Below are 14,937 nucleotides of genomic sequence, written 5' to 3'. Positions count from 1 at the left end.
GGAGACCCTCATGAGCGCGATCGAGATGCCTCGGCGCCTGCCCATCTGGCAGCGCCTGTTGTTTGCAATCCCTGTTTTCGGTTGGCTGGCCCGCGATGCCGCCAACGGAACGGCCGAGGATTGGTATTACACGGCCGGCGCCATTTTCAGCATGTGGGGCTGTTCGGCTTTGCTGTTTGGCCTGCCAGGACTTTACATCCCGGCCGTCATGATGGTGCCGATGATGTTCATCCTTCTGATCCTGATCTCGCGCGGCTGACACACGGGACAGGATGTCACTTGGCACTGGCCTTGGAACCGAACTAGGTTCTGCCCAGGACTAAGGGACCAAGGCCATGACTGACAGCTGTGACATTCTGATTTCCGGCGGAGGAATCGCCGGGCTGACCGCGGCAGCGGTCTTTGGAACTGCCGGGTTCGACGTGGTCTGCGTCGATCCCACCCCGCCGATAACCGAACGGGATGTGGACGGGTCCGATCTGCGGACCACGGCCTTTCTGCAACCGGCACATGGGCTGTTGGCGCAATGCGGGTTGTGGCAGCGGCTGGACGAATACGCAGCGCCCTTACAGATCATGCGAATCGTGGATGCAGGCGGCGATGTTCCCGAACCGCGCGTGGTACGCGATTTCAACGCCGCCGATATCTCGGATCAACCCTTTGGGTGGAACTTGCCCAATTGGCTGTTGCGGCGTGAAATGGTCGCGCGTCTGGCCGAGTTGCCCAATGTCGATTTTCGTCCCGGCACCGGCACTGTCAGCCTGTTCACTCGCACCGCCGAGGCCCGCGTAGGGTTGAGTGATGGCAGCCGCATTCGCAGCAAACTGGTGGTCGCCGCCGACGGGCGCAACTCCCCGATGCGCGAGGCCGCCGGGATCAACGTCCACACCACGCGGTACGGTCAAAAGGCGCTGGCCTTTGCCGTCACGCATCCGATCCCACACGACAATGTCTCGACCGAGCTTCACCGGTCCGGCGGGCCGTTCACACTGGTCCCCCTGCCCGACTGGCAGGGTCAGCCGTCATCAGCAATTGTGTGGATGGAGCGCGGGCCACGTGCGGTTGAACTGCTAAATACCGAGCCCGAGGCGTTCGAAACGCTGATGACCGAACGCTCTTGCGGGTTGTTCGGGCCGTTGAAACTGGCCTCACGCCGGACAATCTGGCCGATCATCAGCCAGTCCGCGGAACGGCTGTCGGGTGAGAGGGTTGCACTGATGGCCGAGGCTGCGCATGTGGTGCCACCCATCGGTGCGCAGGGATTGAACATGTCGCTGGGCGACCTGCGCACCCTGTTGGATCTGGCGCAAGCCCGACCCGAAGGTCTAGGCGATGCGCAGATGCTGGACGCCTATCACAAGGCCCGCCACACCGAGATTGAGATGAGGGTCAAAGGGATCGACCTGCTAAACCGCGCCTCGATGATCGAAGCGCGCCCGTTGCGGGACGCCCGGGCGATGGGGCTGAATGCGCTCTATTCCCTGCCGTCCGTGCGTAAAACGTTGATGCAAATGGGCCTCGGCGTGCACTGAGGCCCTCTGGTCACACTCAGATCAAAGAACCTGATCCAGCACGCGCTTGAGTCGCCCGATCGTGCCGTCTACGTCATACAGCTTGTCCAGCCCGAACAGGCCCAACCGGAAGGTGCTGAATCCTTCGGGCTCATCGCATTGCAGCGGAACTCCCGCCGCGATCTGCATACCCAGAGCGGCGAATTTTTTGCCGTTCTGAACCTCAGGGTCCGAGGTATAGGTGACAACAACCCCCGGCGCGCCGAAACCGTCCGCGGCAACCGAGACCAGACCTTTTTCTTTCAGCATCGCCCGCACTCCGTCACCCAGGGCCCATTGAGCGTCACGCAGTTTTTCAAAACCATAATCACGCGTTTCGATCATAGTGTCGCGGAACGCCAGCAGCGCATCGGTCGGCATAGTTGCGTGATAGGCGTGCCCACCGTTCTCATAAGCCTGCATGATTTGCCGCCATTTCTTCAGGTCCACCGCGAAACTGTCGGATGTCGTCTCTTCCAGTCGGGCTTCGGCGCGCTCGGATAACATGACCAGACCGGCACTGGGTGTTGCACTCCACCCTTTTTGCGGGGCCGAAATCAGGACGTCCACACCAGTTGCCTTCATATCAATCCAGGCGCAGCCCGAAGCAATGCAATCCAGCACCATCAGCGCGCCAACCTCGTGCGCGGCCTCAGCCATCGCGGTCACATAATCATCTGGCAGAATAAGGCCTGCAGCCGTTTCCACATGCGGAGCAAACACCACATCCGGGCGTTGCTCACGAATTGTTGACACCACCTCTTCAATCGGGGCTGGTTCAAACGGGGATGGGCTAGAGTTTCCGGTCTGCCGCGCCTTGAGCACGGTTGCTGACGCGGTCAGGGATGCGGACTCGATAATCTGGCTCCAGCGATAGGAAAACCACCCGTTGCGAACGACCAGAACATTGGCATTGCGCGCGAATTGACGCGCCACAGCTTCCATCCCATAGGTGCCGCCACCTGGGATAACAGCCACCCCATCGGCGTTATAAACATCGCGCAACATGGCCGAAATATCACGCATAACGGTCTGAAACCGGGCTGACATGTGGTTCAACGACCGATCGGTAAAAACAACCGAGAATTCTTCGAGCCCGTTCGGGTCGATATTTTCCAAGAGCGCGGCCATGATTTGTCCTTTCAAACTGTTCTTCAGGATTACTGAATCCTTTTTCGAGAATGGTAAAGCCCCAGTCCCTTGCCGATAATTGACGCAACGGAAGTCAAAATCCTAACAAAAAATTAACCATGAAAACCTCTAATTGAACAACTAGTTGACGCCAAATAGTGTCACCACCCCTTTACACCCAGAGGTGTTTCTGAACAGATACATTCACTTTGTAGAAGAAAGGTATTGCTTCTCGTGACTGCTCAAAAGCGGATCAGTTTTCAGGTTGTACGTGACGAAGTTAAACGGCGCATTGAAAGCCGGATTTGGCCTCAGGGATCATTGTTGCCGACGGAAACGCAGCTGGCCGAAGAATTTAATTGCGCGCGGGCAACAGTCAATCGCGCCTTGCGAGAACTCGCCGAGCAAGGGTTCGTCGAACGTAAACGCAAAAGTGGCACGCGGGTCAAAAAGGAACCCAGCAAGCATGCCAAGCTAGAGTTTTCTCTGGCCCGACAATCAGTTGAGAATCAAAATTCAACCTATCGTTATGCGCTTGTCGAACGCAATGTTGTGTCCAGCCCCGGATGGCTTGCGTCGCAACTCAGCGTTTCATCAGATGCACGGGTACTGCATGTGATCTGCATGCACTATGCCGACAACCGCCCCTTTCAGCTAGAAGAACGCTGGATCAATATTGACTCGGTGCCCGATGTCGAACATGCCGACCTGAACACCAAGGGGCCGCATGAGTGGCTGCTGAACGTCGCCCCCTTTACCGAGGCCGAGGTTGCATTCTGCGCGATTTCCGCTGACGGACGGCTGGCGGAATTTATGGGTACAACCGCTGGTACGTCGATGATTCAGTTGGAACGCACCACTTGGAAAGATGGGGTTCCAATGGCTTTTGCCCGGATGACGCATCACCCCGGCTATTGCATCCGCACCAGATACTAATCCGGATCAGCCGATAGGGCCGGGCAAACGTTCTTCGCTCAGCAAAACGTTTGCCTCGACCTCACCTGCGCCGGGTAAGGTCATGATCCGGCGTCGTAAAACCCGTTCGAAATCGGACAAATCGCGTGCAACAACCCGTAGGCGATAATCGTATAGACCCAAAACATGCTCGACCGTCTGCACCTCCGGGATAGCGCTGACGGCGCGTTCAAAATCTTCAAGGCTGACTTGTCCTTTACGCGCCAGCTTTACACCCAGAAACACGGTTACGCCAAAGCCCAGCGCCTCGGCATTCAGACGCAGGCGGCGGCCCTTGATGACCCCTGCGGTTTCCAGCCTGCGAATGCGCCGCCAGGTTGCTGGCTGGGACAGCCCCAGCTTGCGCCCCAATGCCCCAGCACTTTGCGTGGCATCTTGTACCAGCGCACGCAGAATAGTTCGGTCGGTGTCATCAAGTTCAATCATACCGGCAATACTTCGTTCCGCTTGACCCGCGCGATATGCATTAGCGCCTCGATATCGGCGATATGCGGCAAGGTCAGGATGCGATCGCGGTAGAGCTGTTGATAGTGTGTCATGTCACGTGCAATCACCGACAGCCTCACGTCCACACGACCAAGAAATGTCTGAATTTCAATAACCTCCGAAACACTTCGCGCGGTTGCGGTGAATTCGTCAAATGCGCGCGGCTGCGTCTTGTCCAGCGTCACGCGTAGAGAGACCTCGACCGCATATCCCATCGCCGCCCAGTCGATGACAACCTCTTGCCCCAGAATTACTCCTGAGGCCTGCATCTTTTCAACCCGACGCCAGCACACGCCCTGACTGATCCCGCACCGCTCGGCCAGTTCGGCCATGGACAGTGTCGGTTCGGCCTGCAAGTGGCGCAGAATGCGCCGATCCATATCATCAAGCATGATTATTCCGGTAATGTCATAAAATGCGAATAACTTTTCGCGCATTTCTTCAATAATCGATTGTAAAGCGCTCGCCAATAGCTTTGCACCCCACTAAAACCACGGCAACCGTAACTGAAAGGACCGAAAACATGCGCGTCTATTACGATCGCGATTGCGACATCAACCTGATCAAAGACAAAAAAGTGGCGATCCTGGGCTATGGCTCGCAAGGCCACGCCCATGCACTGAACCTGCGGGATTCGGGCGCCAAGAACCTGGTTGTCGCTCTGCGCGAAGGCTCGGCATCCGCCAAGAAAGCCGAAGCCGAAGGTCTGACCGTCATGGGCATCGCCGAAGCCGCAGCCTGGTGCGACGTCATCATGTTCACCATGCCCGATGAACTGCAGGCAGAGACCTACAAGAAATACGTGCATGAAAACATCAAGCCGGGCTCGGCCATTGCATTTGCGCATGGCCTGAACGTCCACTTTGGCCTGATCGAGCCGAAAGAAGGCGTCGATGTCATCATGATGGCACCCAAAGGCCCCGGTCACACCGTGCGCGGTGAATATGTCAAAGGCGGCGGCGTGCCCTGCCTAGTCGCCGTTGACAACGACGCAACCGGCAAAGCGCTGGAAATCGGCCTGTCCTATTGCTCAGCCATTGGTGGCGGCCGTTCGGGCATCATCGAGACCAACTTCCGCGAAGAATGTGAAACCGACCTGTTCGGCGAACAGGCCGTTCTGTGCGGCGGTATCGTTGAGCTGATCCGCTGCGGTTTTGAGACCCTGGTCGAAGCAGGCTATGCGCCTGAAATGGCCTATTTTGAGTGTCTGCACGAGACCAAGCTGATCGTTGACCTGATCTATGAAGGCGGCATCGCCAACATGGATTACTCGATCTCGAACACGGCCGAATACGGCCAGTACGTCACCGGCCCGCGGATCCTGCCCTATGAGCAGACCAAGAAGGCGATGAAAGAGACCTTGTCGGACATCCAAACTGGCAAATTCGTGCGTGACTTCATGCTGGAAAACGCCGTTGGCCAACCGACCATCAAAGCGGCCCGCCGTCACAACGATGAGCATCAGATCGAGCAGGTCGGTAAGAAACTGCGCGACATGATGCCGTGGATTTCCGCAGGCAAGCTGGTCGATCAGGAAAAGAACTGATCCTGACTGCTCTTAGCGAAGGGGCGGCCAAGCGGCCGCCCTTTTTTGTCACAACCTCTTCCGAACCCGAGGCGTAACATGGTTGATCAACCCACATCTCGCGATTGGAGCGGTGTGATCGCTCTGGGCCTCATCTGGGGCGGCACGTTCATGGTCGTTGCCATGGCGCTTGAGGGATATGGGCCGGTTACCGTTGCCACCGCACGCACGACTTTGGGCGCCCTGACTTTGTTGGGGATGATGGCACTGACCGGGCGCAAGCTGCCGACGAGCGATCTGAACCTGTGGGGGTTCATTGTCATCATCGGCCTTCTGTCCACCGCTCTGCCCTTCATGCTGCTCAGTTGGGGACAGCAGTATGTGGCTTCGGCATTTGCAGGACTGTCGATGGCAGCGATCCCGCTGATGGTTCTGCCGCTGGCGCATTTCTTTTCAGACGAACCGTTAAATGCCCGCAGGTTCTTCGGTGTTTCACTGGGGTTTTGCGGCGCTTTGGTGTTGATCGGACCGGGGTTGGCGCAGATCGGACAAGGTAACGAGCCTCTGGCACAATTGGCCTGCATCGGCGCGGCTTTGTGTTATTCCTGCGCGTCGATCTTCACACGTCGCTGTCCGCCGATTGATCCAGTGGTGCTGGCCGCCTTATCTCTGGTGGTTGGCGCCGTCCTTTTGTTGCCGATCATGCTGGTGACCGAGGGCCTGCCACGCTGGGAAGGCACACGCCCCGGCCTGGCCATTGTCGCGCTGGGTCTTTTGCCGACCGCCTTTGCCACACTTTTGCGCGTATCGATCATTCGCAGCGCCGGGTCCGTCTTTCTGACGCTGGTCAACTATCAGGTGCCGATCTGGTCGATGATATTCGGCGCATGGATTTTGTCCGAGGCCTTGCCGCTACGCTTTTACATCGCGCTGGCCATGATTCTGACAGGGCTGGCCATCAGTCAGTGGTTCAGCCTGCGCAAGATGCTGATCGGGCGTTAACCGGCAACCGCCTCGACCTCGGCTACGATACCGTCGACGACCTGCGTCAGCAGGATATCATCCTCACATTCCGCCATGACCCGGATCAGGGGTTCCGTCCCCGACTTGCGGATCAGTAGACGGCCCTGCCCGTTCAGACGCGCCTCGGCATCGGCGATGGCCGCTTTAACGTTGCTGGACTCCAAGGGTGTTTGTCCTTCGCCATACCGCACATTTTTAAGTAATTGCGGAACGGTTTCGAATTGCACCGAAAGCTCAGAGGCCTTGCGGCCCGAATGCACCATCTCGGCCAGGAAATGCAGACCGGCCATCAGGCCGTCTCCGGTGGTGGCAAAATCGCTCATGACAATGTGCCCCGACTGTTCGCCACCCAAGTTGAACCCACCTTCGCGCATCCGTTCGGCGACATATCGGTCACCAACGGCGGTCCGTTCCAGCCGCAACCCTTGCGCGGCCAGGTGCCGTTCCAGCCCGAGGTTCGACATGACCGTTGCAACCAGCGCGCCGCCTTCAAGACGATCCGCCTTGGCCCAGCTGGTCGCCAGCAGCGCCATCAGCTGATCCCCGTCAGCCACCTGACCGTTTTCATCCACCATCACCACGCGGTCGGCGTCGCCGTCCAGACAAATACCCACATCCGCGCCGTGCGCGACAACCGTTTCAGCCGCGAGCTGAGGTTTGGTCGAGCCACAATGCAGGTTAATATTCTTGCCGTTCGGCGCAATTCCTACTGGAATGACGTCCGCGCCCAATTCCCACAGGACTTCGGGTGCGGTGCGGTGGGCCGCGCCATTGGCGCAATCGACCACCACTTTCAGCCCGTCCAGACGCAGATCGCGAGACAGTGAGGATTTAACCCGTTCACCATATCGGAACCGCGCATCGTCCACCCGGCGTGCGCGACCAATATTCTGTGCTTGCGCCGGTTTGACGCCCTCTTCGATCAGACGCTCAATCTCCAGCTCAGCCTGATCAGACAACTTATATCCGTCTGGGCCGAAGAACTTGATGCCGTTATCGTCAGCCGGATTGTGGCTGGCCGAGATCATTACGCCCAAATCTGCCCGCATGGACCGGGTCATCAACCCAACTGCCGGTGTCGGCACCGGGCCCAACAACAGCACGTTCATACCCGTCGAGGTCAGCCCGGCGGTCAGCGCATTTTCCAGCATATACCCGGACAGGCGCGTATCCTTGCCGATCACCACCCGGTGCGCACCCGATTGATCACGCCGGAAATAGCGCCCAACGGCAGCCCCAATGCGCAGGGCCATTTCGGCCGTAATCGGATGAGTATTGGCGGTGCCTCGCACCCCATCTGTTCCGAACAGCTTGCGCATGATGGTACTCCGTTAATGTCCTGTCTGTGTCCGGATTACCGGACGGCAGCCCACAGACGCAAGGCCTGAGCGGTTTCGGTCACGTCATGAACCCGCACGATCTGCACGCCTTGCGACAATCCGGCCAGGGCGGCGGCGATTGATCCCGGCGCGCGGGCATCTTTGCGCGGCTCCTGCCCGATCTCCCCGATGAAACCTTTGCGAGAGACTCCCAACAGAACCGGACATCCCAAGCCATGGAAAAGGCTGAGATTCTGCAGCAAGGTCAGATTGTGCGCCTGAGTCTTGCCGAAACCGATGCCGGGATCGACCACGATATGGTCACGGCTCAGCCCCATCTGTTCCAGCTTTTCAACCTGACCCTCAAGAAAATCATAGACGTCCAGCAGGACGTCATCATATTGCGGGTCGTTCTGCATCTCAGCTGGATCGCCTTGCATATGCATCACGCAGACAGGTGCGTCGACCTCAGCGCAGAACGGAGCGAGTTGCGGGTCAAAAGTAAAGCCGGAAACGTCATTGATCAGCCCTGCCCCTGTTTTCCACGCAGCCCGTGCAACGCTGGCCTTGCGGGTGTCGATGGAGATCAGGGCATTGGTCTGGGCACGAATGGCCTCGATCAGCGGTTGTGTTCGGGCGATTTCCTCGTCCTCGGGCACATAGGTCGCACCGGGTCGGGTCGATTCACCACCGATATCCAGAATACTGGCACCGTGGGCCACCATCTGCTGTGCGGCAGATACCGCAGCCTCAACCGAGTTGTGCACCCCGCCGTCCGAGAAACTATCGGGCGTGGCGTTGAGGATGCCCATGATCTGCGGACGATCCATCGCAACACCGGCAATCTCTGGGCGTGGGCAAGTCAACCGCTTCAGCACTTTGGCTGGAATATCCTTCACAGTGACTATCGATGGTGCATCCGTGCGAGACAGTTGCTCTGCGTGAGTAAACCACAATTTCTGCCCGGCAAGGGGCACTGCCCCGTCCGGACGTGCAGAACTGTGCTGCACCAACGGTCGGAAATACGCGGTCACAGTTGCGCCTGATCCACTGGAATGGCGCGCAGTGGCGTCTTTGGTGCGTTCGGCAAGGCACCGCCGATCACCATCATCTCGCTGGCCTCAAAAGTTGCCGCGAACCAGGCCGCCAGGGCGACTGAGTCCGAAGGTGCCGCTGACGGGCCATCCACCGCATCCAACAAAATCTTGGACGGGGCCCAGACACAAATCTGCCTGTTCTTCATCGCCCAATCCAATTCTGTCCGCGTCGAAACGACCACACACCGGTGATCCCGCGCTGCCAGAACCCAGGCGTTTTGTTCGATCGCCAGCAGGTCAATCCGGCGCTGCGTCATCGCGTGACCCGTCTGCGGCACCGTCAGATCCGACGCGCCAACGCACAGGATCAGCGGGCGCTGGCGGTTCTCCAACTGGTCAATCCAGCCTGTCAGGTTGGGGGACGCGATGGCCTCGTTCGATAGGAAAACCAGCCGCGGATGGGGGCGTTCTTCCTCGACCATATCGTGGTGGAGCGTGTCTCTACCGCGCACAATCTCAACCCCCAAAGCGCCCGGCCCACGATCAAGTTTCTCGATGCGAACAAAAGCTCTTACAGCTTGAGGCTCAAGCAAAATACGTTCCGCCACGCGGTCAGCCAACGTCTCAAGCAAGTTCAATCGCTCAGCGGCCAGTTCGTGGGCAATCGCCTCGGTCACGCGGTCGTAAGACAGGATGCGATCAACGTCATCGTCAATTGGATCGGTCAGCGGGCGCACCTCGACCACGATGTTGAAGCAGATGCGTTGCGTGGTTCCGCGCTCAGCCTGAAAGGCACCGATCTCTACTTCGACGATATGGTCCCTGAGCGAAATGCGATCCAGCGGGCCGCGCGTCGCGGTCGCTTCGGACCGTTCGGACGGGTGCGCAAAGGCAAGGCGGATTTCAGAGCTCATACGGCGGACCTTTTCGGGCTTGGTGGACTAATCTACCAAATTTATAGGATGCGCGCGCATATAGCATCGCAACAAACGCCATTCTAGTCGTTGATTGCGGCGTCAGGTTACGCGAAACCAGCTCATCATCCCGGATGCAGCGTGCCCCAACATATGACAGTGTAGCAACCAGTCGCCCGGGTTGTCGGCCACAAGGGCGATTTCGCGGGTTTGGCCGCGCTCTACCAACACTGTATCGCGCCATGGGCCAAGGTTGCCGTCGGGCAGGATCAGCCGAAAATGGTGCCCATGCAGGTGCATAGCATGCGGAAAAGAGGTCTCGTTGACGAACTCGATCCGGTGAACAGTACCCCGCTGCGCGTCCAGAAATGGGTCCTGCGGGCGTTCAGCATAGCCGTTCAAGGCCCAGAACCGGCCCAGTTGCGCCAATTCGCGGCCAGAAAGCTGCGCGCCGCCAAGCTGTGCGGATTCCAGCCACCGCATCGCGCCGCCTTGTAATGTCATCCGATGCAGCGGCGCGTCATTCAGCACCACTTGAGGCAATGGATTCGGTGGCAAAAGCGCAACGCCTGAGCGGGCAGTCGTTGCCGAAGTACCGGAAACCGGGAACCGCACCAGACCAAAACCCCCGTCCCGCTCGCGACTGATCACCCCGGCGACGGTGTCAGGTTCTGCTGTTACGTCCACAATCAAGTCCGCGCGTTGAGCCGGGGCCAACGGAAAGCCGTCCTCAACCTCTAGCGGGATTTCAAGCGGCATTCCGTCCAGAGCAACGATCCATCCTGCCACCCCGTCCAAGGCCAGATCGTAGATTCGCGCATTGGAGGCATTGATCAGCCGCAGGCGTAAACGGTCGTGGCGACGCACGGGAAAAACAGGATCAAACTGGCCGTTGACCGAGATCAGATTCCCCAACCGTCCGGCATGGCTTTGATCATGACTGTTGTCGAAATCCTCAACGATATGTCCGGTGTCCGGGTCCAGCCGCCAATCGTCCAACATCAGTGTCAGGTCCTGATCGACATCTGGCCCTGAGGCCTCTTCAACGATCAGTGGGCCGTATAAGCCGCGTGCCACCTGCTCGACCGAGCGATTATGCGCGTGATACCAATAGGTTCCCGCGTCCGGGACAACAAAATCATAATCGAACCTCTCGCCCGGCGCGACCACCTCCTGAGTCAGACCCGGCACACCGTCCATCGCATTGTCGATCCGGATGCCATGCCAATGCACTGTTGTTGGCTGAGGCAACTCGTTCACCAACGTGCGCTGAACCCGCGCACCCTGATGCAATCGGATTTCGCCGCCGGGCACACCGCCGCCATAGGACCAAACAGGAGTTTGAGGGAAGCCGTCCGGGGCGATCTGCTGCATCGCAGTTTGCGCGATCAGATCAGAACCGGACGCGCGGACCTGGTGCGGCAATACCGTCAGTGCGGCTGCTGATTGCAGAAACTGTCTGCGTGTAAACGTCATTGCGGGCCTCCTGGCCCGCAACATATGTTATTTAACGCCCCGCGCCAGCAAGGTTCCAGCGCGGGTGCGTCAATCAGTTGCTCGCTGTTCGATAGTTGTGCCGGTAGAAAATATGCACGCCGATCCGTGCGGTTTCCTTATACACACGCGACCAGGACGGACGGACCGCCGTGGTGTGGTAGTGCGTAGCACCTTCGGTCAGTTCTTTGGTGACACCGTCGATGGCCGCACGCGCAACTTTCGATACGCGCTCATACGCCTTCTTTTCGCGGATCACTTCCTTTTGGCCATCACAGGTGTAAGTGAACTGGCACTGGTATTTCTTACCGGTTCCCTGCTTGATTACGCCGCACAGCGAGTCCGGGAACCGGCCACTGTCCACGCGATTTAGGATAACCTCGGCCACGGCAAACTGCCCGCGCACGCTTTCACCACGTGCTTCAAAGTACAGCGCCTCGGCCAGACAATTGAAATTTTCGTCCCCGGTGGCCTTGGGCTGTTGATCCAGCCAATCCTTCGAGTACGACATTTTTTGGGGCTCAAGCTCTTTTCGGGGCTTGAACAGAGTCAGATAGTCGCGAAAATTCTGTCCGGGCACTTCGGTCCGGGTGACAAGTTCGCGTTCGGCAGTATCGGTGGCTTTCTTATCAGCGAAAGACACACTAGGCAGCATGGTTGCCGCCAACGTGGCAGCAGCCAGTATGTATCGTAGCATCAGATAACCTCGCACAGGCACATATCGCGCCGTACCCTCCCCCGGCGGGCGCGACGAGGCATTTAGCGCAGTCCGACGCAGACGTCCAGATCAGAAGAAAACGCAAGTGGAAAATCGCCCGTGGCGAAAATTAATTCTGCCACAAGGTTGCCTAAAAACCACTAATCCTAGGGCAAACACCCTGTGTCAACCCCCAAGTCTGGACGAAATAGCCAGCTGAGCGGAAGCCAGCCGAGCGACAGGCACCCGGAACGGAGAGCATGACACATAGTCAAACCCCAGATCGCGGCAGATGGCGATTGATTCGGGGTTACCACCATGCTCACCGCATACCGAAAGGGTAACATCCGGCTGGGCCTGACGTCCACGTTCCGCGCCAAGTTTCAGCAACTCTCCGACGCCCTCAGGATCGAGCACATGGAACGGGTCCTCGACGAAAACGCCCTGACGTACATAATCCGACATGAACCGACCTGCGTCGTCGCGCGACAGGCCATAAGTCATCTGCGTCAGATCGTTGGTTCCGAAACTCAGGAAGGCCGTCTGAGGCGCGATATCATCCGCCCTCAAACAGGCCCGAGGTGTTTCGACCATCACGCCCAGACGGTATTCAAATTCCTCACCGCGTTCGCTTGCAACCGACGCCGCGACCGTGTCAATGCGGGATTTAACCAGTTCAACCTCGCGTTTAGCCGAAACCAGCGGGATCATCACCTCGGGTACAACAGGCGCGCCGTCCTTGCTGGCCTCAAGCGTCGCCTCGAAGATGGCGCGGGCCTGCATGTCGTAAATCTCGGGCACGGTCACACCCAGACGCACACCGCGCAGTCCCAGCATGGGATTATATTCACTCATCGCTGCGACACGGCGCTCGACATCCGACACCGGCAAGTCCAACGCCTCGGCCAATTCGCGTTGTCCGCTGCGTGTGGTCGGCAGGAATTCGTGCAATGGTGGATCGAACAGGCGGATACAGACGGGCTGGCCTTCCATGATCCGGAACAGCTGCACAAAATCGTCGCGCTGCATGGGCAGCAGACGCTCAAGAACCGCTGCGCGCCCTGATGGGGTCTGCGCAAAGATCATCTCGCGCATCACGATCAGGCGGCCGGGATCAAAGAACATGTGCTCGGTCCGACACAGGCCAATCCCCTGCGCCAGAAAGTTCCGCGCTGTCTGTGCATCAGCTGGCGTGTCGGCATTGGCACGAATGGCAATGTCGCGCTCGTCATCAGCCCAGCTCATAAGCGTTTGAAAACAATCATCCAACGCAGCCTCGAGCATCGCAGGCTGTCCGGCCAGGACCTGCCCCGAAGATCCGTCGATCGTCAGAACATCACCTGTCTTAAAGGTCCGCCCATCCGGCGCGGTCAGCAGCCTTTTCTTGGTCTGAAACCGCATCTCGGAGGCGCCAACGATGCAGGGCAGGCCCAGACCGCGCCCGATCACAGCTGCGTGGCTGGTCATACCGCCCTTTTCGGTCAAAACGGCAACCGCCGCGTGCATCCCGCGCACATCCTCGGGCGAGGTTTCGCGTCGTATCAGAATACAGGGCTCGCCCCGTGCGGCGCTGGCTTGTGCTTCGGCAGCGGTGAACACGATCTTGCCGGTCGCTGCACCCGGGCTGGCGGCAATGCCGGTGGTCAGCATGTCCCTCTCCGCTTCAGGGTGGACCTGCCGGTGCAGCATCTCGTTCAGGGAATGCGGATCGACCCGCATCACCGCCTCTTGTGGCGGTATGATGCCATCTTCGGCCAGACGGACCGCGATCCGCATTGCGGCCCGTGCGCTGCGTTGCACGCGCACCCCATCCAGAATATGCACATGGCCATTCTCAATCACAAACTCGACCTGCATTTCCTCGCGCAGCTTGGCGCGCATCAACGCCGCATGAGCCTTAAGGTCAGCAAAAGCCTTTGGCGCCACCTCTTCCAGTGATTTCCCGCGTGGATCCTTTTCCAGATACAGTGCCGCGACGCCCTCTCCCAACGCATCACGACCCTGGCTCTGGCTCAGGTAACGGCCGGTGATTTGCGGCATTCCCGTCGTAGGATCAATCAGTTGTAACACGCCCGAGCCGCATTCGCCCTGCCCCACACCGGGGATCATTTCCTGAATGACCAACCCCAAACCCGCATCCGCAGGCGCCCCCTTGGCCTGACGCAGCAACCGGGCCGAGGTTCCATCCCACGCCCGTGCCATTGACCGCAGGACAGCAATCAGCTGCTCGCCCCGTTTTTGTGGGAATACCTCGTCCGTCTCATCCTCATAGGCACGTAGGGACTGGCTCAACCCTTCGCTGCCATCCGCGCTGATGTCATCGAAGACATCCGCGTCTAGACGGGCCACATGGATTGCGTAGCTTTGGACAAAGCGCAGGTACAGCGCGGCAGCGGCCTCGGCCCCCATCGAATCCGACAAGTCGACATAGCGCGCATCGTTCATACCGATATTCAGTATCGCACCTGGACCACCCCAATCGGGGTCTTCGGAACTGGGCCGCACGCACAGCAAGGCCGACTGATCGAACTGTTCCAATATGGCGTCAATATCAGGCACCTGCCCTTCCGCGATCTGATGCACCGCGTCAAAGGACAACGCCACCGTTCGTGGCACAGGCAGGTCAAGACGGACCAGACGTTGCAGACATTTGGCCCGCCCACCGTGGGTGTTGGCAGCGACGGGGGCTTCGGTCGTGATCAGAGTAGTATGCGGGTTATTCTGCACTGCAGCACCTTTTGGTTTCACTGCAGCATAAGCCCTTGCACCAATGGCGCAAGGGCGAT

14 protein-coding genes are annotated in these 14,937 nt (G+C 58.8%); 5 read left to right on the top strand and 9 right to left on the bottom strand.

What is annotated here, in order from left to right; all coding sequences use genetic code 11:
- Positions 1–10: 10 nt before the first annotated feature.
- Positions 11–259, top strand: a complete 249-nt coding sequence (locus RUE5091_RS05705; RefSeq protein WP_058280926.1) for a hypothetical protein — start codon at positions 11–13, stop codon at positions 257–259.
- Positions 260–335: 76 nt separating this feature from the next.
- Positions 336–1,532: a UbiH/UbiF family hydroxylase gene (locus RUE5091_RS05700; RefSeq protein ID WP_058280925.1), complete on the top strand. Its 1,197-nt coding sequence runs from the start codon at positions 336–338 to the stop codon at positions 1,530–1,532.
- A gap of 21 nt (positions 1,533–1,553) precedes the next feature.
- Here RUE5091_RS05700 and RUE5091_RS05695 read toward each other — a convergent pair whose 3' ends face one another.
- Positions 1,554–2,681, bottom strand: coding sequence for an aminotransferase class V-fold PLP-dependent enzyme (locus tag RUE5091_RS05695; protein WP_058280924.1), 1,128 nt, complete (start codon positions 2,679–2,681; stop codon positions 1,554–1,556).
- Positions 2,682–2,915: 234 nt separating this feature from the next.
- On the opposite strand from RUE5091_RS05695, the gene hutC reads away from it, so the two are divergent.
- Positions 2,916–3,617 (top strand): histidine utilization transcriptional repressor HutC, encoded by a 702-nt coding sequence (gene hutC / locus RUE5091_RS05690; RefSeq protein WP_058280923.1) that lies wholly within the window; start codon positions 2,916–2,918, stop codon positions 3,615–3,617.
- A 6-nt stretch (positions 3,618–3,623) separates the two neighbouring features.
- Here hutC and RUE5091_RS05685 read toward each other — a convergent pair whose 3' ends face one another.
- Both RUE5091_RS05685 and RUE5091_RS05680 read right to left on the bottom strand, forming a co-directional pair.
- On the bottom strand, positions 3,624–4,082 hold the full coding sequence (locus RUE5091_RS05685; RefSeq protein ID WP_058280922.1) for an Lrp/AsnC family transcriptional regulator: 459 nt from the start codon (positions 4,080–4,082) through the stop codon (positions 3,624–3,626).
- Positions 4,079–4,534, bottom strand: coding sequence for an Lrp/AsnC family transcriptional regulator (locus RUE5091_RS05680; protein WP_058281108.1), 456 nt, complete (start codon positions 4,532–4,534; stop codon positions 4,079–4,081). Before RUE5091_RS05680 ends, RUE5091_RS05685 begins: the two co-directional genes overlap by 4 nt.
- Before the next feature lie 83 nt (positions 4,535–4,617).
- On the opposite strand from RUE5091_RS05680, the gene ilvC reads away from it, so the two are divergent.
- Together ilvC and RUE5091_RS05670 are read left to right on the top strand one after the other, a co-directional pair.
- On the top strand, positions 4,618–5,688 hold the full coding sequence (gene ilvC / locus RUE5091_RS05675; protein WP_279385372.1) for a ketol-acid reductoisomerase: 1,071 nt from the start codon (positions 4,618–4,620) through the stop codon (positions 5,686–5,688).
- 78 nt (positions 5,689–5,766) lie between these two features.
- Positions 5,767–6,669, top strand: coding sequence for a DMT family transporter (locus RUE5091_RS05670; RefSeq protein ID WP_058280920.1), 903 nt, complete (start codon positions 5,767–5,769; stop codon positions 6,667–6,669).
- On the opposite strand, the gene glmM is transcribed toward RUE5091_RS05670, so the two are convergent.
- The 6 genes from glmM to RUE5091_RS05640 all read right to left on the bottom strand — a co-directional run bounded on the left by glmM (position 6,666) and on the right by RUE5091_RS05640 (position 14,899).
- On the bottom strand, positions 6,666–8,009 hold the full coding sequence (glmM, locus tag RUE5091_RS05665; RefSeq protein ID WP_058280919.1) for a phosphoglucosamine mutase: 1,344 nt from the start codon (positions 8,007–8,009) through the stop codon (positions 6,666–6,668). The two genes, RUE5091_RS05670 and glmM, sit on opposite strands and share 4 nt — an antisense overlap.
- Before the next feature lie 35 nt (positions 8,010–8,044).
- Positions 8,045–9,043 (bottom strand): dihydropteroate synthase, encoded by a 999-nt coding sequence (gene folP, locus RUE5091_RS05660; RefSeq protein ID WP_058280918.1) that lies wholly within the window; start codon positions 9,041–9,043, stop codon positions 8,045–8,047.
- Positions 9,040–9,960 (bottom strand): dihydroneopterin aldolase, encoded by a 921-nt coding sequence (locus tag RUE5091_RS05655; RefSeq protein ID WP_058280917.1) that lies wholly within the window; start codon positions 9,958–9,960, stop codon positions 9,040–9,042. Before RUE5091_RS05655 ends, folP begins: the two co-directional genes overlap by 4 nt.
- Before the next feature lie 102 nt (positions 9,961–10,062).
- Positions 10,063–11,436, bottom strand: a complete 1,374-nt coding sequence (locus RUE5091_RS05650) for a multicopper oxidase family protein (protein WP_058280916.1) — start codon at positions 11,434–11,436, stop codon at positions 10,063–10,065.
- A gap of 73 nt (positions 11,437–11,509) precedes the next feature.
- Positions 11,510–12,151, bottom strand: a complete 642-nt coding sequence (locus RUE5091_RS05645; protein ID WP_058280915.1) for a cell wall hydrolase — start codon at positions 12,149–12,151, stop codon at positions 11,510–11,512.
- A 186-nt stretch (positions 12,152–12,337) separates the two neighbouring features.
- Complete coding sequence (locus tag RUE5091_RS05640) at positions 12,338–14,899, bottom strand: putative PEP-binding protein (RefSeq protein WP_082643566.1); 2,562 nt, start codon at positions 14,897–14,899, stop codon at positions 12,338–12,340.
- Between the last annotated feature and the right edge of the window lie 38 nt (positions 14,900–14,937).

It is taken from the genome of Ruegeria denitrificans (assembly GCF_001458295.1).
Lineage (GTDB): Bacteria > Pseudomonadota > Alphaproteobacteria > Rhodobacterales > Rhodobacteraceae > Ruegeria > Ruegeria denitrificans.
The sequence above is the reverse complement of the archived record's forward strand: the minus strand, read 5'-3'. Positions and strand labels throughout refer to the sequence as shown.